Genomic DNA, 20978 nt, shown 5'->3' on the forward strand with positions numbered 1-20978 from the left:
CGGGACGAGAGGCACCGGCCGCGCGGACGAGCCCGGTTCGTCCGCGCGGCGCTGTCTCGGCCTGCTCGTATTCGTGCGCCTCGGCGTACGAGGACTCCCTCAGGAACGAACGCCCGCGCAGATCCGGCGTGCCGTGCGCTGCAAGGCACCCGCACATCCGCTGACGGGCAGACTCCGCCCTTCGCCGGCACTTGGCGTGCGGCGCACGACGCTGGTCTCGCAGGTGAAGAACGACTCACAGGAGAACCACATGAACCACGGATCCGAACCCCCCGAACAGCAGAGCCCCCGGGCCGCCCGGCACTTCGAGCCGGACCTGCGTCCGATGACCCGCATCAACCTGCGCCCCATCGCCTCCCCGATGCCGGTCGGATTCTTCGCGGTGGCGATCGCGTCGGTCATCGTCGGAACCCTGCAACTGGGCTTGCTGGGCGACGAGGCCCACCTGGCGGTGGCGCTGACCATTCTTCCGGCCTTCGTCCTGCAACTCGTCGTCAGCATCCTGGCCTTCGGAGCGAGGGACGTGCTCGCCGCGACGCTGATGGCCTGCTTCTCCGGCACCTGGCTGGCGAGCTCCCTCGTCCTTGCGTTCGACGCGCCCTCGGGCGCACGCGTGCTCGGCGTACTCAACCTCGCGTTCGCCCTCTTCGCTCTCATGATGGCGTCCGTCGCGCACCGCAAGCGGTCGATGTGGCTGGTGCTGTGCGTCGCCGTGCCGAGGTTCACCGTGGCGGCGCTCTTCAACTTCACCGGCGCCACCTGGGTCGGCTACCTCTCCGGAGCGCTCGGACTGCTCCTGGCGGTCGCCGCGCTGTACGCGGCGTTCGCCCTCATGCTCGAGGACATGCGGGGCGAGGAGGTCCTGCCCGTCGGACGTCGCGGCCCCGCCCACGAAGCCGTGGAAGGCAACCTGGCGCTGCAACTGCGCGACCTGGAGCGGCAGGCGGGCGTACGGCGGACGCTGTGAGCCGGTGACGACAATTTAGTTGCACGTTAAAATGCCCCGGACATGCTCGGGCGCCCGGCTTGAGCGGGGAGCCTGGAGGCGGAGTGGCCGGTGAGGGTACGGCGTTCGGGGCGCTGCTGCGGGAATTGCGGCTGGAGGCGTCGCTGACGATCGAGGCTCTGTCCGCCGCGTCGGGTGTGAGTGTGCGGGGGATCGGCGATCTCGAACGGGGCCGGCGAGCGGCACCGCAGCGGGGAACGGTGGCCGCGCTCGCCGAGGGCCTGGGACTCGGTGAGGTGGAGCGGGAGCGACTTCTGGCCGCCGCCCGGTCCGGTCGTAACCGGGGCTACAGTCCGTTGGGCGTACGCGCCTTCCCCCGGGGCATCGACGACTTCGTGGGCCGCGAGCGGGAGTTGGGGCGACTGGCGGAGCTCGCCGCCGAGCACTGCTCCGCCGGCGAGGCGGGGGCCGAGGCCGCCGGGCACGGGCGTCCGGTGGTGGTGACGGTGTCCGGGCCGCCGGGAACGGGCAAGACCACCCTGGCGCTGCACGCCGCGCGGGAGCTGGCCGACCGGTTCCCGGACGGGCAGCTGATGGTGGACCTGCGGGGAATGGACGACGTTCCGCCCGAACCGCCCGAGTTGTTGCTGGGTGTGCTCAAGGCCTTCGGCGTGGCCGACCGGGACCTGTCGAAGGCCGGTCCGCAGGGGCACCCCGAGCTGTACCGGCAGGTGCTGGCCGACCGGCGATGCCTGCTGGTGCTGGACAACGCCCGCGACGAAGCCCAGGTCCGCCCGCTGCTGCCCGGCGCGGGCGCGGGGATGGTGCTGGTGACCAGCCGGCGCATGCTCACCGGCCTGGAGAGCGTGCATCGTCTGACCCTCGACGAGCTCTCCCCGGTAGAGGCCGCCGCTTTCCTGACCGCCTTGGTGGGCCGGGAGCGGGCGGAAGCGGACCCGGGCGCGCTGGCCGAGGTGGCCGGCCACTGCGGCAACCTGCCACTGGCCCTGCGGGTGGCGGGCAACTGGCTGGCCACCCGCACCGGTTGGTCGGTCCGCCGTCTCGCCGACCGTCTCGCGCTGGAAGAGCGCCGGTTGGACACCCTGACCGCCGGTGACCTCCAACTGCCGGCGGCCTTCAACCTGTCCTACCGCCAGCTCACTCCCGCCGCCGCCCGCATGTTCCGGCTGCTGTCCCTCGTCGACGGACCCGATGCCGGCGCCGCCGGAGCCGCCCGGCTGACCGGGCAGTCACTGTTCGACGCCGAGGACACCCTCGAGGAACTGGTCGAGACCGGCCTCCTGGGCACGGACCGGGACCGCTACCGCTTCCACGACCTGCTGCGCCTGTACGCTCGCGGCCGGCTCCGGGCCGAGGAACCGGCCGCGGTGGTCGAGGCGGCCCGCTCGGCACTGCACCGCTGGCTGCTGGAAACCACCGTCATGGCCGGCCGTTGGTACGAACCCGACCACGGTGCCCCGCCCGTCACCTGGCAGAGCGACGTCGACCTCTCCACCGCTGATCAGGCCCGTCGGTGGCTCCAGGACGAGGGCCTCAACTGGCTGGCCGCCCTGCGCGCGGCCGCCGCCGCCGGCGACCACGCCACCGTGGTCGAGGTGGCCGAGGCTCTGCACTGGTTCTCCGACCAGTGGATCTTCTGGGGCCACTGGCCCGAGATCTTCGCCACCGCTGCCCGGTCCGCCCAGGCCCTCGGCGATCCCCTCCTGGAAGCCACCCAGATCAACTACCACGCCTGGGCCCTGCTCGTCTGCGAAGGCCGCCCCCACGACAGCCTCGACCGCTCCGCCCAGGCCCTCGCCGCGGCTCGGCGCGCCGGCGACCTCTCCCAGCAGGGCTGGTCCCACAAGTACGCCGCCTGGGCCCACCGGCTGCTCGGCGAACACGCCGAGGCGGCGCGTCACAACAGCGAGGGGGCCGCGCTCTTCGAGACCGCCGGCGACCTCCACGGCGCCCTCCAGTCCAGGGTCGAGCACGATCAGCTCCTGGTGGACGGAGGACGCCTCGAGGAAGCCGTCGAGGCGACCCTGAGCACGCTCTCCTTCCTCGACCAGGCCGGTGACCGCATCGAGCCGCACGCCGCCGAGTTCACCCGCATGAACCTGCGGACGGTCCTCGGCGGCGCCCACGCCCGCCTCGGGAACTGGGACGCGGCCATCGAACACCTGCGCATCGCCGTGGAACTGTGCCGCGCCGGCGGCAACACGGCCATGGAGAGCCGTGTTCTGGTCCACCTCGGCGACAGCCTGCTGGCCGCCGGGCACCGTGCCGAGGCCCGGGACGCCTTCTCCCGGTGCCGTGCCCTCGGCGTGACAGCCGACCCCAACAGCCTCACCGAGGCCCGGAAACGCCTCGCCGAACTGGACAACCGGTGAACGGCGGCGGCGGAGAGGTCCTGGCCCGAGGGTGCCACCAGTCCCGCCGCCCGCGGCTACGCCGATGTCGTTCGACGACTTCAGGCCAAGGCGAACACTCTCGGTGACATTCGCCGGGACGGCCCCCGTGAGGGAGGCCGGCCCGGCGGCCGACCGAGGCGCACTGGCGTTCGCGCGTTCACACCCGACCGGGGGCGGCGGGCCGATCCGGCCCGCCGCCCCCGGTCGTGCCTCAGCCGCTCCCCGTCTTGCTTTCTGATCGCTTCCGACCAGGTCGCACCGGTCTTTTTCACCCCGCCCGGGGGAAATTCGGCCGGGTTATCGGTCTGTCGTACGGCTCCTCATACCAGAGCGGGACGCTCCTCGGGGGACTTTGTCAACTGCCCACCACACAGGATGCGCGGACAACTACTGTGAGTGTCCGTCGGGTGGCATGCGGCCGGATTCCCCGGTCCCGTCGGCCGACACCGCGATGACGCGTGCCCGCATCGACGCATGCCCGCAGCGCGCACCGCACGAGGACCACAAGCCCGACGGACCAGTACGAGGACGCAGATGTCTCACCTCCGAGCGCCGGCCGCCCGCGCCGACCGTCGCGAGGGCGGCCGGCACGGGCGGCCGGTCGCCCGACCCGCTCCCGCACTGCCCGAGACGCACATACGGCCCCAGTTGATGCGGCTCGCCGTCCTGCCGCCCCTCGCGGTCGCGCTCGGCGCCGGCGCCGCGGTGCTGTTCAGCGTCCGCTCCGCCGGGACGCACACCGGGCCCCTGCTGTGGGCCATGGTCGCCGCGGCGGCGGGCGTGGCCGTCGCCGGCATCCTGATCGCCGCCGTGGCCGCCGACCGCGCCGCCCGCTCGATCGCCGACCGCGTCGACGCGCTCCGGCGCACCGCCGCGCGGGTCGAGGCCGACCTGCACGCCCTGGTCGACGCGCTCCGGCAGGGCGAGGCCCCGCCCCAGCGCGGCCGGCGCCGCGGGCCGCCCGCGGACGCCGACGACTTCGAGCTGCTCGCCGCCGACCTGGCCCGCGCGTACGACGGCGCCGTCACCGCCGTCGTCCGGGCCGCCCAGCTCTCCAGCCAGACGGGCAGCGAACAGAAGCTGGAGGTGTTCGTCAACCTCGCGCGCCGGCTTCAGTCCCTCGTGCACCGGGAGATCTCGATCCTCGACGACCTGGAGAACGACATCGAGGACCCCGGGCTGCTCAAGGGTCTCTTCCACGTCGATCACCTGGCCACCCGGATCCGGCGGCACGCGGAGAACCTCGCCGTGCTCGGCGGCGCCGTCTCCCGCCGCCAGTGGAGCAACCCGGTCAGCATGACCGAGGTGCTGCGCTCCGCCATCGCCGAGGTCGAGCAGTACTCCCGGGTCAGGCTGGTGCCGCCCATCGACGGCAAACTGCGCGGCCACGCCGTCGCCGACGTCATCCACCTGCTCGCCGAACTCATCGAGAACGCCACGGTGTTCTCCGCCCCGCACACCCAGGTGCTGCTCCGCGCCGGCCTCGTCACCTCCGGGCTCGCCGTGGAGGTCGAGGACCGAGGGCTGGGCATGCCCGTCGCCGAGCAGAACCGGATGAACGCCCTGCTCGCCGACCCGGACCAGGTCAACGTCGCCAGCCTGCTGGCCGACGGCCGCATCGGCCTCTACGTCGTCTCCCAGCTCGCCCGCCGGCACGGCATCCAGGTACGCCTGCAGACCAACATCTACGGCGGTGTGCAGGCCGTCCTCGTCGTTCCCCAGGCGCTGCTGGGGCAGGACCGGGCGGTGCCGGGCGCGGACACGGATGCCGGTGCGGGACCGGATGAGGGGGCGGGACCGGTGCCGGTACCGCTGTCGGGATCGGGATCGGATGAGCACACGGGCGCGGGCCTGGGCACCGAGGTCGTCGCCGTGCCGCAGCCCCGGGTGCCGGCGTCCTCGTCCTCGCCAGGGGACGGGCGCCCGGACACGGACGGGCAGGGTGCCGGGGGTGGCGCGGGAAACGGTTCCGCGCCGGCCACCGGCACGGGGACCGAGGGCGGAGGGACCGGAGCCGGCGGCACCGAGACCGGCGGTACCAGGACCGGTGGCACCTCGGCCGAGGAGGGGACGACCGGTGCCGGTGCCGGACCGGCGCCGGGTACCGGACGGCGGCGCCACGCACAGCGCGGCTCCGGGCGGCGCGACACCGAGAACGGTACGCGCGGACGCCGCGGAGCAGGCGCCCTGCCCCCGCTGCCGGTCCGCGGCGCCCACGGGACCCGGCCCAACCCCGCCGACGCCGTGCCCGGCATCAGCGCCGAGGACCGGCCGGTGGTGGAGGCACACACACATCTGCCGCCCACCCCCCGCGTCGACATGGTGCGCGACACCATGGACAAGCCCGAACTGCCCCGCAGGCGCGCCCAGGAACACATCGCGCCCCAACTGCGCGGCGGCCCGGCACCCCGCCAGGACGCCGGCACCGTCGCCGGCCACGACCCCGGCCTGATGGCCGCCTTCCAGCGCGGGTTCGGACTCGCCGAGGCCCAGCAGCACCTGGAGTCCGGGTACGCGGAGCCGGGGCAGGAAGAGCCGGAGTACGAGGGAACGACGGGGGAGGGGAGGACGTACAGGGCCTACGGCGAAGCGGCGTACGCGCACACCGCCTACGGACACATGGATCCGCCCCACATGGACGCCCCGCACATGGAGGCTCCCCACACAGCTTCCGCACACATGGCGCCCGAGCACACAGTCCCCCGGCACACAGCCCCCACCCACACGGGCTCCGCGCACATGGCGTCCGAGCACATGGCGCCCGAACACATGGGCTCCGCCCACACGGCCTCCGCCCACACGGACCCACCCCACATGGGCTCAGAGCACATGGATCCGGACCACACCACCCCCGAGCAACTGCCGGCTCCAGCCGCCATACCCCAGCCGCACACCCACGTGCCCGTGCCGGACGGCGCTCGCGGTACCGGCCGAGCCGACGGGAGCGCCCCGGCCGGATGACCGTACCCGCCCGGACCCCCGCCCCCGCACGTCCTACCCCCACCCCCAGCGCTCCCGCAGATCTTCGTACCCCAAGGAGTCGATCCACCATGGCGAGCGATGCGCCGACCATCCCCGCATCCGACCTCGACTGGCTGCTGAGCGGCCTCGTGCAGCGCGTACCGCACACCACCAGCGCGGTGCTCCTCTCCTCCGACGGGCTGGTGAAGTCCGTACACGGCCTGGACGCCGACAGCGCCGACCACATGGCGGCGCTGGCCTGCGGCCTGTACTCCCTCGGCCGCAGCGCGGGCGTCCGGTTCGGCGACGGCGGGGACGTGCGCCAGGTCGTGGTCGAACTCGACGCGACCCTGCTCTTCGTCACCACCGCCGGCTCCGGCACCTGTCTCGCCGTGCTGGCCGGCCGCGAGGCCGACGCCGCCGTGCTCGGCTACGAGATGGCGATGCTGGTCAAGAGCGTGCGCCCCTACCTGGTGACCGCCCCCCGGCAGCAGACCGCGGACCCCGCGGTGACGAGGCCTTGAGCGTGGCCGCAGCCGGCGACGGGCCCTGGCTGGACGAGGCGGCCGGGCGGCTGGTGCGGCCGTTCACGGTCAGCGACGGCCGCACCGAGCCCACCATCGCCCTCGACCTGATGTCGCAGGTGATGGCCACCGGCGTCACCCCGCTCGGCTACCTCGGTCCCGAGCACGCGCAGGCCCTCGACCTGTGCCGCGCGCCCGTCCCGGTCGCCGAGGTCGCCGCCCAGCTGAAGCTGCCCGCGGTGGTCACCAAGGTGCTGCTGTCGGACCTGGTCGACTGCGGCGCGCTGACCACCAAGCCGCCCGCCTACCACCACACTCCCACTGACCGGTCTCTGCTGGAGGCAGTGCTCGATGGACTACGACGACAGCTCTGACCCGTTTCCCACCGCGCTCAAGATCCTGGTCGCGGGCGGGTTCGGGGTCGGCAAGACGACCTTCGTGGGCGCGGTCAGCGAGATCGCGCCGCTCAGCACGGAGGAGCTGCTCACCACGGTCGGCGTCGGCACGGACAGCCTCGACGGCGTCGAGAACAAGATGGAGACCACCGTCGCGATGGACTTCGGCCGGATCACCCTCGATCCGGAACACGTGCTGTACCTGTTCGGCACGCCGGGGCAGGAGCGGTTCTGGTTCATGTGGGACGAACTGTCCGAGGGCGCGCTCGGCGCGGTGATCCTCGCCGACACCCGGCGCCTGCAGGACTGCTTCGCCGCCGTCGACTTCTTCGAGGAGCGCGGCCTCGCCTTCATCGTCGCCGTCAACGAGTTCGACGGCGCCCACCGTTACGCACCCGACGAGGTGCGGGCCGCCATCGACCTCGGCCCGGAGATCCCGGTGGTGCGCTGCGACGCGCGGATCTCCAGCTCCGGCGTCCAGACCCTGCTCACCCTCGTACGCCATCTGCTGGCCCTCGCCCCGGCGGCCACGCCCGGCCAGGGCGCCCACAGGTGATCGAAGACCCACCGTCCACGGAGTTCCTGTATGAGGTACACCCACAGCGCCGGGGCCCGGCGATGAGCTACCAGCCGCCCCGGCCGGTCCGGGGTCTGCTGCTCACCCCCGAGGACAAGGAGGCCCCCGCCCGCGTCCGGCGACTGCGCCGGCTGGGTCTGGCGGACCGGCCCGACCCCGCGCTCGACGCCTTCGCCGGCCACCTCGCCCGGCTCACCGGCGCGAGCTACGCCATGGTCAACTTCATCGGCGAGCACCACCAGTTCTTCGCGGGCCTGAGCGCCCCCGCCGCCCCGGTCGTCCGCGAGGACGGCAGCAGGGCCGAGATGGGCCGGGTGCTGCCGCGCGACCATGGGTTCTGCCCCCATGTGGTGGTACGACACAAGGCGCTGGTCCTGGACGACGTGCGCGACTTCCCGCGGTTCGCGGGCAACCCGGTCGTCGACGAGTTCGGCATCCGCTCCTATCTCGGCGCCCCGCTCATCGACGCCTCCGGCATGGCGCTCGGCACGGTGTGTGCCGCCGACACATCCCCGCGTGCCTGGGGCAGGACCGGCCTGGACACCATCAAGGCGCTGGCCGCCGATCTCGTCGTACGCCTCGAACGGAGCGCGCCGGACGGCCTGCCCCTCTGAGGCACCGCCCCGCCGGAGCCGGGCTCGGGAACCCGGCGGCGCAAGGGACATGAGGGACATCCGCGGGGCCTGAAGGAAAGCTGAGGCGCCGGTTAAGAAAAGCTCGATGGACCCCGGCGCGCGCATAGGGCAGATTGCGGGGTGATTCCACCCCTCTGACCCGGTGCGGGCTCCTTCGGCATGCCCGCGGGCCGGGCCTCACCCACAGGAGCCGTAGCGTTGAAGGCGCTGGTCAAGGAGAAGGCGGAGCCGGGACTCTGGCTCACGGACGTCCCGGAGCCCGCCATCGGCCCCGGTGATGTCCTCATCAAGGTCATGCGGACCGGTATCTGCGGCACCGACCTGCACATCCGGGCCTGGGACGGCTGGGCCCGGCAGACCATCAGCACCCCGCTCGTGGTCGGCCACGAGTTCGTCGGGCAGGTCGTGGAGACCGGCCGGGACGTGACCGACGTCCGCGTCGGCGACCGGGTCAGCGGCGAGGGCCACCTGGTGTGCGGCAAGTGCCGCAACTGCCTGGCCGGCCGCCGCCACCTGTGCCGGGCCACCGTCGGCCTCGGCGTCGGCCGCGACGGCGCGTTCGCCGAGTACGTGGCCCTGCCCGCGTCCAACGTCTGGGTGCACCGGGTCCCCGTCGACCTCGACGTGGCCGCGATCTTCGACCCGTTCGGCAACGCGGTGCACACCGCGCTCTCCTTCCCGCTGGTCGGCGAGGACGTCCTGATCACCGGCGCCGGACCGATCGGCCTGATGGCCGCCGCCGTGGCCCGGCACGCGGGCGCCCGCAACGTCGTCATCACCGACGTCAGCGAGGAGCGCCTGGACCTGGCCCGCAAGATCGGCGTGAGCCTCGCCCTGAACGTCGCCGGGACCAGCATCGCCGACGGCCAGCGCACCCTGGGCCTGCGCGAGGGCTTCGACATCGGCCTGGAGATGTCCGGCCGCCCCGAGGCCATGCGCGACATGATCGCCAACATGACCCACGGCGGCCGGATCGCCATGCTCGGCCTGCCCGCCGAGGAGTTCCCCGTCGACTGGGCCCGGATCGTCACCTCGATGATCACCATCAAGGGCATCTACGGCCGCGAGATGTTCGAGACCTGGTACGCGATGTCGGTGCTGCTGGAGGGCGGCCTCGACCTCGCCCCCGTGATCACCGGCCGGTACGGCTACCGCGACTTCGAGGCCGCCTTCGCCGACGCCGCGAGCGGCAAGGGCGGCAAGGTCATCCTCGACTGGACCGCCTGACCCCCTGCAACCGCGAGCACCTTCAGGAGCCCCCATGTTCGACACCGTCCGCGACGACCTGCGCGCCACCCTCGACGAGATCCGCGCCGCCGGCCTGCACAAGCCCGAGCGGGTCATCGGCACCCCGCAGTCCGCGACCGTGAACGTCACCGCCGGCGGCCGCCCCGGCGAGGTCCTCAACTTCTGCGCCAACAACTACCTCGGCCTCGCCGACCACCCCGAGGTGATCGCCGCCGCCCACGAGGCCCTGGACCGCTGGGGCTACGGCATGGCCTCCGTCCGCTTCATCTGCGGCACCCAGGAGGTGCACAAGGAGCTGGAGGCCAGGCTGTCGGCGTTCCTCGGCCAGGAGGACACCATCCTGTACTCCTCCTGCTTCGACGCCAACGGCGGTGTCTTCGAGACCCTGCTCGGCGAACAGGACGCGGTGATCTCCGACGCCCTCAACCACGCCTCCATCATCGACGGCATCCGCCTGTCCAAGGCCCGCCGGTTCCGCTACGCCAACCGCGACCTCGCGGACCTGGAGGCCAAGCTGAAGGAGGCGTCCGACGCCCGCCGCCGGCTGATCGTCACCGACGGCGTCTTCTCCATGGACGGCTACGTGGCGCCGCTGCGCGAGATCTGCGACCTCGCCGACCGCTACGACGCGATGGTCATGGTCGACGACTCGCACGCCGTCGGCTTCGTCGGCCCGACCGGCCGGGGCACCCCCGAACTGCACGGCGTCATGGACCGCGTCGACATCATCACCGGCACCCTCGGCAAGGCCCTCGGCGGCGCGTCCGGCGGTTATGTCGCCGCCCGCGCCGAGATCGTCGCCCTGCTGCGCCAGCGCTCTCGCCCCTACCTGTTCTCCAACACCCTCGCCCCGGTGATCGCCGCCGCCTCCCTGAAGGTCCTCGACCTGCTGGAGTCCGCCGACGACCTGCGCGTCCGGCTGGCCGAGAACACGGCGCTGTTCCGCCGCCGGATGACCGAGGAGGGCTTCGACATCCTCCCCGGGGACCACGCCATCGCCCCCGTCATGATCGGCGACGCGGCGAAGGCCGCCCGCATGGCCGAACTGCTGCTGGAGCGCGGGGTGTACGTGATCGGTTTCTCCTACCCGGTCGTCCCCCAGGGCCAGGCCCGCATCCGGGTCCAGCTGTCCGCCGCGCACTCCACGGACGACGTCCACCGCGCGGTCGGGGCCTTCGTCGCCGCGCGCGCCGAACTGGCGGCCTGACCAGGCCGGACGAGCTGGGATAATCGGGGACATGATCGAGGCACGGCGGCTCCACATCCTCCGCGCGGTGGCCGACCACCGCACGGTCACCGCGGCGGCCGCCGCGCTCTACCTCACCCCCTCCGCCGTCTCCCAGCAGCTGACGGCCCTGGAGCAGGAAACCGGCCACCGCCTGGTGGAGCGCGGCGCCAAGGGCGTACGGCTCACCCCGGCCGGTGAGATCCTGCTCAGCCACACCAACGCGGTCCTCGCCCAGCTGGAGCGGGCCGAGGCCGAGCTGGCCGCCTACGGCTCGGGCGAGGCGGGCACGGTCACCGTGGCCGCCTTCGCGACCGGCATCGCCCAGGTCGTGGCCCCGGCGGTGGCCCGTCTCGCCGCCAAGGCACCCGGCATACGGATCCGGGTCAGGGACGCGGAGGGGGACGCCAGCCTGCCCATGGTCCTGGACCGGCAGGTGGACGTGGCGGTCGCCGTCGAGTACCGGGGCGCCCCGCCGGCCGACGACCCCCGCCTGACCCATGTCCCGCTCTACGCCGAGCCGTTCGACGCGGTCGTCCCGCTCGGACACCGGCTGGCGGACACCGCCGAGGTGCCCCTGGCCGAGCTGGCCAAGGACCCCTGGATCGGGCCCTACCCCGGCAACCCCTGCCACGACGTGGTCGTCCTCGCCTGCGAGAGCGCCGGCTTCCAGCCCCGTCTGGAGCACTCCTCCGACGACTTCCGGGCCGTCGTCGCGCTCGCCGCCGCCGACGCGGGCGTGGCCCTCGTACCGCGCTCCGCGCTGTGCGGCATGGACCTCGCCGGCGTGGTCGTACGCCCCGTCGACGGCGTGGCCCCGACCCGCCGCGTCTTCGCCGCCGTACGCCGGGGAGCCGAGGGACACCCGCTGATCCGGCCGGTGCTGGAGGCGCTCGGCGAGGCCGCCCGGAGGTGAGGCGTCCGTAACACGGCCGTCTCATATCAGGGATAGCGTCCCGGATATGAGAAGCGAGGATCCTGTCGATCTCCTCATCGGCGCCCGGCTGGCCGAGCTGCGCGCCGAGCACGGCTGGTCCCTGGGCGAGCTGGCGGAGCGCAGCGGAGTCAGCCGGTCCACCCTGTCGCGCGCCGAACGCGCGGAGATCAGCCCCACCGCCGCCGTCCTGAACCGGCTCTGCCATGTGTACGGCCGCACCATGTCCCAGCTGCTCGGCGAGGTCGAGGCGGCCCCGGCCCCGCTGGTCCGCGCAGCCGAGCAGCAGGTGTGGGAGGACCGCGCCGCCGGCTTCGTCCGCCGGTCGGTCTCCCCGCCGCACACCGGACTGCGCGGCGAACTCGTCGAGGGCCGGCTCGCCCCGGGCGCGGACCTCGCCTACGACCGCCCGCCCGTGTCCGGCCTGGAACAGCACCTGTGGCTCCTCGCGGGGACCCTGGAGGTCACCGTCGGCGACCAGGCCCACCGGCTCGACACGGGGGACTGCCTGCGGATGCGGGTGACCGGCGCGACCCGGTTCCGCTGCGCCGGCCCGGACCCGGCGCGCTACGTCCTGGCGGTGGTACGGCCGTGAGGATCGAGCGCTGGGACGGCGACCGGATACGCGCGCGGGCCGACGGCCTGGCGGCGCTGCTGACCGACACCGTGGCCTCGGGCGCCTCCGTCGGCTTCCTCGCCCCGCTCGGCCACGCCGAGGCGGTCGCCTGGTGGCGGGAGCGGGCCGACGCCGCGGCGGCCGGCCGGCTCGCCGTCTGGGCGGCCCTGGACGCCACGGACCGGGTGACCGGCACCGTCGGCCTGGACTTCCCGGACAAGCCGAACAGCAGGCACCGGGCCGAGCTGGTCAAGCTGATGGTGCACCGGAGCGCGCGCGGGCAGGGACTCGGCCGCCGGCTGCTGACCACCGCCGAGTGGGCCGCCGCGGCCGACGGGCGCACCCTGCTCCACCTCGACACCGAGACCGGCAGCCCCGCCGAGCGGCTGTACCGCTCGGCCGGCTGGACCGAGGCCGGCACCCTCCCCGACTACGCGGCGAGCCCGGCGGGCGAACTGCGGCCGACGACGCTGTACTACAAGCGGCTCGGTGGCAGGCCCGGAGGCTGATTGTCAGTGGCAGGGGCTACCTTGCGTGTCATGCCGGACGCAGAAGACGTACGCCGAATCGCCCTGTCCCTGCCGGACACCACGGAGAAGGTGGCCTGGAGCATGCCCACGTTCCGGGTGGCCGGGAAGATGTTCGCGACCCTGCCCGAGGACGAGACGTCCATCGCCGTGCGCTGCCCCAAGGACGAGCGCGACGAACTGGTGCTGGCCGAGCCGGACAAGTTCTGGATCGCCGGCCACGAGGCCCAGTTCGCCTGGGTGAGAGCCAGACTGGCCGCCCTGGAGGACGAGCAGGAGCTGCGGGACATCCTGGCCGACTCCTGGCGCCAGGCCGCCCCGCCCCGACTCCTGGACGCCCACCCCGAGTTGGGGCTGCCGTCCGGGGGCTGAAAAACCCGGTGGGGGCGGCCGGCGGGGTGGCATCATCCCGCGACGGAGACGGCACGGGGCGGCGTGCGCCTGCGGGTGACGGCACCGGTGCGGACATCGGGGCCGGCTGAGCCGCCGGACGCGCCGGTGACAGGGAGGGGAGCACTCGGATGACCGGAAGAACGGACGCGCGGCGCGCCCTCGGCGTACGGCGGGTGCGGGAGGCGCGGGGGGCCGCGGCCGGTGCCCCGGCCGTGTGGTCGCGGGACTTCGCGCTGTTCTTCGTGGCCCGGGCCGTCGCCCGGCTCGGTGACACCATGCTGCCCGTCGCCCTCGCCGCCGGCCTGCTGGAGCACGGGTACGGCGCGGGCGCGGTCGGGCTCGCCATGGCCGCCACCGCCGCCGCGTTCGCGGGACTGGTCGTCTTCGGCGGGGTCGTCGCCGACCGGTTCAGCACCCGCAGGCTGATGATCGGCGCGGACCTCGTCCGGCTCGTCACCCAGTCCCTCGCCGCCGGCCTGTTCTTCGCCGGGCACGTGGTGCTGTGGCAGATCTGTGCCGTCGGCATCGTCAACGGCGTGGCCGGGGCGGTCTTCCAGCCGGGCGTGGCCGGCACCGTGCCCCGCCTCGCCGCGGACGTCCAGGGCGCCAACGGCGCGATACGGATCGCGGAGTCCGCCGCCCAGCTCGCCGGCCCCGCCGTGGCCGGCGTCCTGGTCGGCCTCGCCTCGGCCGGGGGCGTCTTCGCCGCGCACGCCGCCACCTACGCGCTCAGCGCCCTGTGCCTGCTGCTGCTCCGGCTGCCTCCGCTCCCCGCGGGGCCCCGGGCCGCCACCGGCTCCGCCCTGCGCGCCTTCCGCGCCGATCTCGCCGACGGCTGGCGGGAGTTCCGCTCCCGCGCCTGGCTGTGGGGCGTGATCGCCGTGTGGTGCCTCTACATGATCGCCGTATGGGGCCCGACCGTCCCGCTGGTCGCGACCGAGGTCGTCCGGCAGCACGGCCCGGGCGCCTACGGACTGGTCAACTCGGCCCTCGGCGCGGGCACGGTGTTCGGCGGCCTGCTCGCCCTGCGGCTGCGCCCGCGCCGCATGCTGCGCGCGGGAGCGCTGTCCCTCTTCGCCTTCTTCGGCTTCCCGGCGGCCGTCGGAGCCGGCCTCGGGGTGCCGGTCATGGCGGCGGGCGCCGCGCTCGCCGGTGCCGGCATGTCCTTCTGGGGCGTGATGTGGGCGACCACCGTGCAGACGCAGGTCCCGCCCGACGTCCTCAACCGCATCCACGCCTACGACGTGGCCGGCTCGCTCGCCATGCTGCCCGTCGGCCAGGCCCTGGCCGGTCCGGCGGCGGGGGCGCTGGGCACCGGCCGCGTCCTGCTGACCGCCGCCACTGTGAGCCTGCTCGTGGCGGTGATCCTGCTGGCGATACCGGCGATACGCGACCTGGTACGAGCCGAACCGGCCGCGCCCGCCCACGGGGGCGCGACCGCACCGGCCCGCTGAGGCCCCGGCCACGCGCCTGACCGATGCCGGATCCGGCCACGCGCCTGACCGAAGTGGGCCGCGGCCACGCGTCTGACCGGTGCCGGACCCATTCGCCCGGGGGCCGGTGGCTCACCCGCCCACGGACACCGGACCACGTCCGCCCGCCGGCACCCGTCCGGCTCCGAGGAAGCCGCCGATCCGCTCCCGCAGGCCGGCCGCGTCCAGCCCGTGCGCGGCCACGTGCTCCTCGATCGTTCCGTAGCGGCGCAGCTCGCGCCGGCCGACGCCGAGGCCGAGCACCCGGTGCGGCACGTCGGACAGCGCCTCGCCGGCCGCGGCCGCGGAGGTCCCCGCCAGATACGGCTCGACCAGCACGATGTCCGTACCGGCGGCCTCCGTGGCCCGGCGCAGCCCGGCCGCGTCGAACGGCCGTACCGTCGTCGCGTACAGCACGGTCACGTCCAGGCCCTCCGTGGCGGCGAGGACCGCGTCCAGCAGCGGGCCGACGGCGACCACGACACCCGAGCGGCCCTCGCGGACGGTGACGAAACGCTGTCCGTCGACCGGCCGCCCCTGCCGGTTGGACTGCACGGACAGCCGTACGTACACCTTGTCGTCGCCCGCCGCGACCGCGTGCCGCAGCAGGGTCTCGGCCTCGTCCGGATGCCCGGGCACATGCACGGTCCAGCCGTCCAGCGTGTCCAGGAGGGCCACATCGCCCGGAGCCATGTGGGTGAAGCCGCCGGCCGGCCAGTCGAAGGAGGCGGCGGCGCTCACCAGCACCGCGCCCGTGTCCTGGTGCCCCAGGTCCAGTTTGACCTGCTCGAACGGCCGCTCCACGAGGAAGCTGGCGAAGGTGTGCACGACGGGCCGCAGTCCGGTGAGCGCCAGCCCCGCCGCCGCCCCGACCAGCAGCTGTTCGCGGATGCCGACGTTGATCACCCGGTCGGGATGGCGGTGCATGGCGTCCCGGAAGCCGTCGAGGCCGATCTCGGCGAGGACGACGGCGAGGCGCGGGTCCTCGTCCAGCAGCCGGGAGACGACGGGGGCGAAGCGGTCACGCATGGTGTCCATGGAGGTGTGCCCTTTCGGGAAGCGGAGGAGGGTCAGGAGTTCTTCGGCTCGACACGGGCGACGACGACATGCGGCCGGCCCGGGTGCGGCGCGGTGAACGCCGCGTACAGCGCCGCGTGGTCGCGGCCGTCCACGGTGACGGCGGACCAGCCGGCGGCCTCGAACCGGGCCGCGATCCCGCCGGGCAGCGCGTGGCTGGCGGAGGAGTTGTCGATCACGACGGTGTGCAGCCGGTCCAGTCCGGCGGGCCCGGCGAAGGCGATCGCCTCGTGGTTGCTGCCCTCGTCCAGTTCGGCGTCCCCGATCAGCACCCAGACCGCCGGGTCGGTGCGGCCCTGGGCGCGCAGGCCGAGCGTGGTGCCCACGGCGATCGGCAGCCCGTGCCCGAGCGACCCGCTGCCGATCTCGGCGCCCGGCACCAGCACCCGGTCGGGGTGGTGCCCGAGCGGGGAGTCGTACGTGCCGAACCCCGGCAGCCACTCCACGGGAAGGAAGCCCTTCGCGGCGAGCACGGCGTAGTACGCCATGGGCCCGTGCCCCTTGCTGAGCAGGAAGCGGTCCCGGGCGGGGTCGGCGCGCCGTTCGGGGGTCACACGGAGCACCCGGTCGTAGAGCACCCACAGCACGTCGAGCGTGGAGGTGGCGGCCGGGCCGTGCTTCTCGTCGCCCGTCATCAGCCCCATCAGCCGAGGCAGGTCGTCGTAGCCGTACGTACGGCCCTGATCCGTTGCGGTCGTCATACGGTTGATCGTGCAACCTCAATCAAACTTGAGGTCAAGGACGAAAGGGGCGCGCGACCACCGACCCGAGTGCGGTATTGTTTCCCTGCGCGTTCGCCCGGGGAAACCCCAGGTCAGACCGCGCATCGGGACGTGGCGCAGCTTGGTAGCGCACTTGACTGGGGGTCAAGGGGTCGCAGGTTCAAATCCTGTCGTCCCGACTGGAGACAGTCGCAGGTGTGGGCCGGTTTCGGAGCAATCCGAAACCGGCCCTTGATCTTTTTGGGGACCGGTTGGGGACCAGTGCCTCCTTGACCGGTGTCAGCGGGTCATGAGGGAGCCGCGCCCGGCGATGCGCCGCAGGTGTTCGTAGCCGAGCCTGATGACCACGTCGTCCCCGTGGGTGGCGTCGCGCAGGACGACGGTGTGGACCGTGCGGGCCCGCTTGCCCTTGGTGCCCTTGTCGGTCAGTCCGCCGGGTGCGGGTCTGGCCTGGCGTCGCACGGTCCGGATCCACTGGTCGGTGTCGATGTCCTGGACTCGGCAGCCTGAGACTTTGCCGATCCGGGCGGCGGCGCGGGCGGCGAAGACGACGACGTCTCCGCACCCGCGGTACTGGTCGCGGGAGGCGGCCACGGGCGCGTCGGCCAGATGGATGAGGCTGTCCCAGTCGGGCAGGGCTGGCGCGCGCGGACCACGGAGTTCTTCTTCGGCCGGTTTGTGATGCTTCTGCCGGCCGGTCACGCGGGCGGGGTTGACGCTGACGATGCTGACCCGCACCGACTGTTCCATGCCCCGGACCAGCACGGCGATGATGTTCTTCACCGTTTGGCGGCTGGGCGCGTCGGCGATCCGGTTCTGCACGGTCCGGTCGACGACACCGTTGATGATCAACCGAACGGCGAGGTGACCCACGGCGGGAACCACACGCTTCCGCCATCCCGCGAGGTAGGGGTTGAGTGTCTTCGGCTCCACGCCGCGCAGCGCGAGGCCCATGTTCGCCTCGCCGCATTCGGCCGGCGTCATGGTGGCGGTCGACGGGGTCAGGCCGGTTCGGGCGGCCTGGATGATGGCCTGGAGCCACTCCTGCGCTTCTTCTTCGCTGTTGCTTCCCTCGGATATTGACTGGCGGCGTTCGGTGGTGGGATCAAACCATCGGACGCGCGCCCGGTACGGGGCGGGACGGTCGGGGCGGTGTTCGATGTCGGTGGAGATCCGGATGCCGGCGGCGATGGTGGTTCTATCGGCCATGGATCCCCTTGGCGGGGGTGGTCCGACGGTTGCGCGGCCATTCCTCGACATCTAGCGCGCTGTACATGACGACCCGTTCCGAGAGAGCGACGAAAGGCGGTCCCCGGGGAGGCCGGGCGGTGCGCCAACGGCGGCGCAGGGTTGAGGTGTCACCCGGAGATGAGCGGCCAGGTCGCTGGTCGAGTACCGGGCGTTGGTCAGGAGGGGTGCTTGGCTACCGAGCTGACGGAAATCACTATCACTCGCGATTGTGCTCCGAGATGGGCGCTGGCCAGTTACTGAGGTTTTCGACTTGGCGTTGCTGGTCCTCCTGGCAGACGCCCGTCCGCCGTGCTCTGGAGCGCGACAAGCACACGGTGGAGCTGTGGAAGAAGGAGGTGTGGCCGCGGGTAAAAGCCTCATGGCGGCGTCCGGCTCTTGGATCGTCTTCAACGACGAGGCCGGGTTCTCGATGACGCCACCGATCGCTCGCACCTGGGGCCGGCGCGGACGCACGCCCGTCATCCGTGTTCGTGGCAAGTTCCACCGTCGGACATCGGTGGCCGCCTTGTGCTGATACAGGCCGGGCCAGACGAGCCGCCTCATTCACCGGCCCGGCAGCCACCTCCTGCTCAAGGGCGCCCGGCAGAGTTTCTCGTGGAAGGACTGTCGTGACCTGCTGGCCCGCGCGCACCACCAGCTCGGCGGCCCAATCGTCGTGGTGTGGGACAACCTCAACACCCATTTGGCCACCGGACTGAAACGGTATGAATCCGAGCAAGACTGGCTCACCACCGTCCGCCTCCCTCGTGGGCAGAGTGATGACCAGCAGCGCTTTCAACACACCCGACGACCCCGGCCGCGTGCTGCGACGAGAGTTACGCGTGTAGTTGGGCGTTTTCGCAGGTTGGCGGTTCCGTGGGGTCCTCCGGCCGAAAACGGTCTCCAGGTTTCTGTGAGTCATCTGTACGGTGCATGAAGATCCCGTGGAGATAGACGCACTATGCGAGTCGCCATGTATCCGGCGGGAGGGCGTGCTTGGTCAGGGGACGTCCCAGTCAGTGACGTTGCTGAGCACGTTGTTCCTGTGGGGGGATGTGCGATGGGTACTTCAAAGGCACGTACGCGTGGCCTTGCGGTCGTCGTGGCTGTTTCGGCCTGCATGGCGGCGCTGTCGGTTCCGGCCGCAGCAGGCGATCACGAGCGGGGGCCGGGGCTCGTCAAGCCCGGGCCCCCGCACTGGACGCCACCGACCGCGGAACTGCCGTCCGCCGTACGAGGTTCTGCGCGTGCCGGTGTGCGGGCGGCCGGGTCGGTGACACCGCGTTTTGACGTCGACGGGGATGGCGTGAGCGATCTCCTGATCCGCGGCCTGGATGACGCCATGTACGTCAAGCGTTGGCAGACCGGCCACGCGGAGACCTACCCGCCCAGCTACAACCTGCCGTTCCTTCCGGACGTGTGGAAGGACGTGATCGAGCCGGGCGACATCGACGGCGATGGAGTGCCCGACTTGTTCGTGCTTACGCCGGACGGCACCCTGACCCTGAATCCCTCCAAGGTCTACCTGGGCAAGAAGGAATGGAAGCAGTCGGGCTGGCAGAAGTTCAACAAGATTTTCGTGCCGGGTGACGTGACCGGTGATGGCAGGAACGACCTGATGGCCCGGACCCCGAGCGGTGATCTCTACCTCTATGCCGGCACGGGCAAGGTCGACGCTCCGCTCGCGGCGTCGGTCAAGGTCGGCTACGGCTTCGGCCTGTTCGACCAGTTGACCGGCGCCGGTGACATGAACGGTGACGGATACGGTGACGTGGTGGCCCGCACTCCGGCCGGGGACCTCTACTTCTACGCCGGCACCGGCGATGCCTCGGCGCCCTTGAAAGCCCGAGTGCAGACCGGGTCCGGGTGGGGCAACTACAACCAGATCCTCGCCCTGGACAACAGCTCCGGCCACGTCGACCTGATCGCCCGGGACGTCTCCGGCACGCTGTGGATGTTCCCCGGCGACGACAAGGGCGGTTTGGGTGCGCGCGTTCAGCTCGGCACCGGCTGGCAGGGGGCGACGCTCGTCAACACGGGCGGCAACCCCTTCTTCGGCAAGGGCGAACTCATCGGCTGGGACACCACCGATACGCTCAACTACTACCTCAACCTGGGCAACGGTCTTCTCGCCGGGCGACTCCTCATCGACGGCGACATGTCCGGTTACGGTCTGACGAAGCTGTCCAGCGCCTCGTCGATGGAAAGCAGCTCCCGCTGGTCCACTCTGACCCTGGTCCGCTCCGATGGGCACTTGGAGATCGGCGGCAACGACATCGGCGGCGGGTGGAACGTGATGACCGCGTTCGCCGGCATCGGAGATATCGACAACGACGGCAAGGGCGACCTGCTGGCCCGCGACTCCGGCGGCCACCTCTACTTCTACCCCGGCACCGGGACGAACGGCCTCGGTGCCCGCACCGACCTCGGCACCGGATGGAACGCCCTCGACGTGCTCGTCGGCTCCGGCGATGTCACCGGTGACGGGCTGCCCGACCTCCTTGCTCGGGCATCCTCCACCGGACACCTGTGGCTTTATCCCGGTGCTCAGAAGACCGGCTTCGGGGCTCGCGTCGACATCGGCGCCGGCTGGAACGTGTACGACAAGATCGCGTCCCCTGGTGACATGAACGGTGACGGGCTGGCCGATCTTGTGGGCGTCGACGCGGCCGGTGATCTCTGGCGCTACGACGCCGACGGCGCGGGAAAGTTCCACACCAAGGTCAAGATCGGTACCGGCTGGAACATGCACAAAGCCCTCTACTGAGAATTCCTCGACGAACCCGGGATTAATTCCGGGGATCCGTGCAAAGCGCAGCGGTCGTGGCCCCCACAGACCGCTGCGCAGCTTTCCCTGTCTCGATATGAACCCCTGGCTTTCCGGAAAATTTGAAGCTGTCAAAAAATCTCTTTCGGAAATGGCCAGCCATATGTAAAGATCTCCTCTGTCTTGCCAGAGGAAGGTGAAAAGCGGCATTCCGCGGTCGTGTGTCGAACGTGGATTACCTCGGTTTCCCTCCCTGCCCTTCACGACAGCCGGAGGAGATACACGTGGGGTTACCCGACCCACCAGCACACAGAC

General features: G+C 72.1%; 18 protein-coding genes and 1 tRNA gene. 16 read left to right on the forward strand and 3 right to left on the reverse strand.

What is annotated here, in order from left to right:
- The first annotated feature begins 250 nt into the window (after positions 1–250).
- From HB370_RS33445 to HB370_RS33515, 14 genes are all read left to right on the forward strand, one after another.
- The gene (locus HB370_RS33445) at positions 251–967 is read left to right on the forward strand and encodes a GPR1/FUN34/YaaH family transporter (protein ID WP_051816145.1); all 717 of its coding nucleotides are present in this window, start codon (positions 251–253) and stop codon (positions 965–967) included.
- Positions 968–1050: 83 nt separating this feature from the next.
- Positions 1051–3339 carry a tetratricopeptide repeat protein gene (locus tag HB370_RS33450; RefSeq protein WP_030792739.1) on the forward strand — a complete coding sequence of 763 codons (2289 nt, stop codon included), beginning with the start codon at positions 1051–1053 and terminating at the stop codon, positions 3337–3339.
- A 555-nt stretch (positions 3340–3894) separates the two neighbouring features.
- Positions 3895–6321 carry an ATP-binding protein gene (locus HB370_RS33460; RefSeq protein WP_208974465.1) on the forward strand — a complete coding sequence of 809 codons (2427 nt, stop codon included), beginning with the start codon at positions 3895–3897 and terminating at the stop codon, positions 6319–6321.
- 89 nt (positions 6322–6410) lie between these two features.
- Positions 6411–6845, forward strand: coding sequence for a roadblock/LC7 domain-containing protein (locus HB370_RS33465; protein WP_030792745.1), 435 nt, complete (start codon positions 6411–6413; stop codon positions 6843–6845).
- Positions 6846–6847: 2 nt separating this feature from the next.
- The gene (locus HB370_RS33470) at positions 6848–7219 is read left to right on the forward strand and encodes a DUF742 domain-containing protein (RefSeq protein WP_030792747.1); all 372 of its coding nucleotides are present in this window, start codon (positions 6848–6850) and stop codon (positions 7217–7219) included.
- Positions 7197–7796: an ATP/GTP-binding protein gene (locus HB370_RS33475; protein WP_030792750.1), complete on the forward strand. Its 600-nt coding sequence runs from the start codon at positions 7197–7199 to the stop codon at positions 7794–7796. Before HB370_RS33470 ends, HB370_RS33475 begins: the two co-directional genes overlap by 23 nt.
- A 62-nt stretch (positions 7797–7858) precedes the next feature.
- Positions 7859–8431 (forward strand): GAF domain-containing protein, encoded by a 573-nt coding sequence (locus tag HB370_RS33480; RefSeq protein ID WP_030792753.1) that lies wholly within the window; start codon positions 7859–7861, stop codon positions 8429–8431.
- Positions 8432–8650: 219 nt separating this feature from the next.
- On the forward strand, positions 8651–9679 hold the full coding sequence (gene tdh, locus HB370_RS33485) for an L-threonine 3-dehydrogenase (protein WP_030792756.1): 1029 nt from the start codon (positions 8651–8653) through the stop codon (positions 9677–9679).
- Positions 9680–9713: 34 nt separating this feature from the next.
- Complete coding sequence (locus HB370_RS33490; RefSeq protein WP_030792758.1) at positions 9714–10907, forward strand: glycine C-acetyltransferase; 1194 nt, start codon at positions 9714–9716, stop codon at positions 10905–10907.
- 31 nt (positions 10908–10938) lie between these two features.
- A complete protein-coding gene (locus tag HB370_RS33495) occupies positions 10939–11841 on the forward strand; it encodes a LysR family transcriptional regulator (protein ID WP_030792761.1) in 903 nt (300 codons plus the stop codon).
- 46 nt (positions 11842–11887) lie between these two features.
- A complete protein-coding gene (locus HB370_RS33500; protein WP_030792764.1) occupies positions 11888–12454 on the forward strand; it encodes an XRE family transcriptional regulator in 567 nt (188 codons plus the stop codon).
- Between the two features lie 2 nt (positions 12455–12456).
- Positions 12457–12984: a GNAT family N-acetyltransferase gene (locus tag HB370_RS33505; RefSeq protein WP_037703123.1), complete on the forward strand. Its 528-nt coding sequence runs from the start codon at positions 12457–12459 to the stop codon at positions 12982–12984.
- A 30-nt stretch (positions 12985–13014) separates the two neighbouring features.
- Entirely contained in the window at positions 13015–13374 is a 360-nt protein-coding gene (locus tag HB370_RS33510) for an MmcQ/YjbR family DNA-binding protein (RefSeq protein WP_030792768.1), read from the forward strand.
- 149 nt (positions 13375–13523) lie between these two features.
- Positions 13524–14849, forward strand: a complete 1326-nt coding sequence (locus HB370_RS33515) for an MFS transporter (protein WP_037703108.1) — start codon at positions 13524–13526, stop codon at positions 14847–14849.
- A 111-nt stretch (positions 14850–14960) separates the two neighbouring features.
- On the opposite strand, the gene HB370_RS33520 is transcribed toward HB370_RS33515, so the two are convergent.
- The gene (locus HB370_RS33520; protein WP_030792773.1) at positions 14961–15905 is read right to left on the reverse strand and encodes a transketolase; all 945 of its coding nucleotides are present in this window, start codon (positions 15903–15905) and stop codon (positions 14961–14963) included.
- A gap of 32 nt (positions 15906–15937) precedes the next feature.
- Positions 15938–16645, reverse strand: coding sequence for a transketolase (locus HB370_RS33525; protein WP_030792776.1), 708 nt, complete (start codon positions 16643–16645; stop codon positions 15938–15940).
- 126 nt (positions 16646–16771) lie between these two features.
- Here HB370_RS33525 and HB370_RS33530 point away from each other — a divergent pair.
- Positions 16772–16845: transfer RNA gene (locus tag HB370_RS33530), tRNA-Pro, on the forward strand.
- A 100-nt stretch (positions 16846–16945) separates the two neighbouring features.
- Here the strand turns inward: HB370_RS33530 and HB370_RS33535 are convergent.
- Entirely contained in the window at positions 16946–17875 is a 930-nt protein-coding gene (locus tag HB370_RS33535; protein WP_051816141.1) for a hypothetical protein, read from the reverse strand.
- A 1081-nt stretch (positions 17876–18956) separates the two neighbouring features.
- On the opposite strand from HB370_RS33535, the gene HB370_RS33545 reads away from it, so the two are divergent.
- The gene (locus HB370_RS33545; protein ID WP_030792782.1) at positions 18957–20663 is read left to right on the forward strand and encodes a VCBS repeat-containing protein; all 1707 of its coding nucleotides are present in this window, start codon (positions 18957–18959) and stop codon (positions 20661–20663) included.
- Positions 20664–20978: the final 315 nt, after the last annotated feature.

Source organism: Streptomyces sp. DSM 40868, assembly GCF_011820545.1.
Lineage (GTDB): Bacteria > Actinomycetota > Actinomycetes > Streptomycetales > Streptomycetaceae > Streptomyces > Streptomyces eurythermus.

Bases quoted from the DNA above. Each gene is read 5' to 3' on its own strand.
- HB370_RS33445 (WP_051816145.1), top strand. From the start codon at position 251: ATGAACCACGGATCCGAACCCCCCGAACAGCAGAGCCCCCGGGCCGCC.
- HB370_RS33460 (WP_208974465.1), top strand. From the start codon at position 3,895: ATGTCTCACCTCCGAGCGCCGGCCGCCCGCGCCGACCGTCGCGAGGGC.
- HB370_RS33465 (WP_030792745.1), top strand. From the start codon at position 6,411: ATGGCGAGCGATGCGCCGACCATCCCCGCATCCGACCTCGACTGGCTG.
- HB370_RS33475 (WP_030792750.1), top strand. From the start codon at position 7,197: ATGGACTACGACGACAGCTCTGACCCGTTTCCCACCGCGCTCAAGATC.
- HB370_RS33480 (WP_030792753.1), top strand. From the start codon at position 7,859: ATGAGCTACCAGCCGCCCCGGCCGGTCCGGGGTCTGCTGCTCACCCCC.
- HB370_RS33490 (WP_030792758.1), top strand. From the start codon at position 9,714: ATGTTCGACACCGTCCGCGACGACCTGCGCGCCACCCTCGACGAGATC.
- HB370_RS33495 (WP_030792761.1), top strand. From the start codon at position 10,939: ATGATCGAGGCACGGCGGCTCCACATCCTCCGCGCGGTGGCCGACCAC.
- HB370_RS33500 (WP_030792764.1), top strand. From the start codon at position 11,888: ATGAGAAGCGAGGATCCTGTCGATCTCCTCATCGGCGCCCGGCTGGCC.
- HB370_RS33510 (WP_030792768.1), top strand. From the start codon at position 13,015: ATGCCGGACGCAGAAGACGTACGCCGAATCGCCCTGTCCCTGCCGGAC.
- HB370_RS33515 (WP_037703108.1), top strand. From the start codon at position 13,524: ATGACCGGAAGAACGGACGCGCGGCGCGCCCTCGGCGTACGGCGGGTG.
- HB370_RS33520 (WP_030792773.1), bottom strand. From the start codon at position 15,905: ATGGACACCATGCGTGACCGCTTCGCCCCCGTCGTCTCCCGGCTGCTG.
- HB370_RS33525 (WP_030792776.1), bottom strand. From the start codon at position 16,645: ATGACGACCGCAACGGATCAGGGCCGTACGTACGGCTACGACGACCTG.
- HB370_RS33535 (WP_051816141.1), bottom strand. From the start codon at position 17,875: ATGGCCGATAGAACCACCATCGCCGCCGGCATCCGGATCTCCACCGAC.
- HB370_RS33545 (WP_030792782.1), top strand. From the start codon at position 18,957: ATGGGTACTTCAAAGGCACGTACGCGTGGCCTTGCGGTCGTCGTGGCT.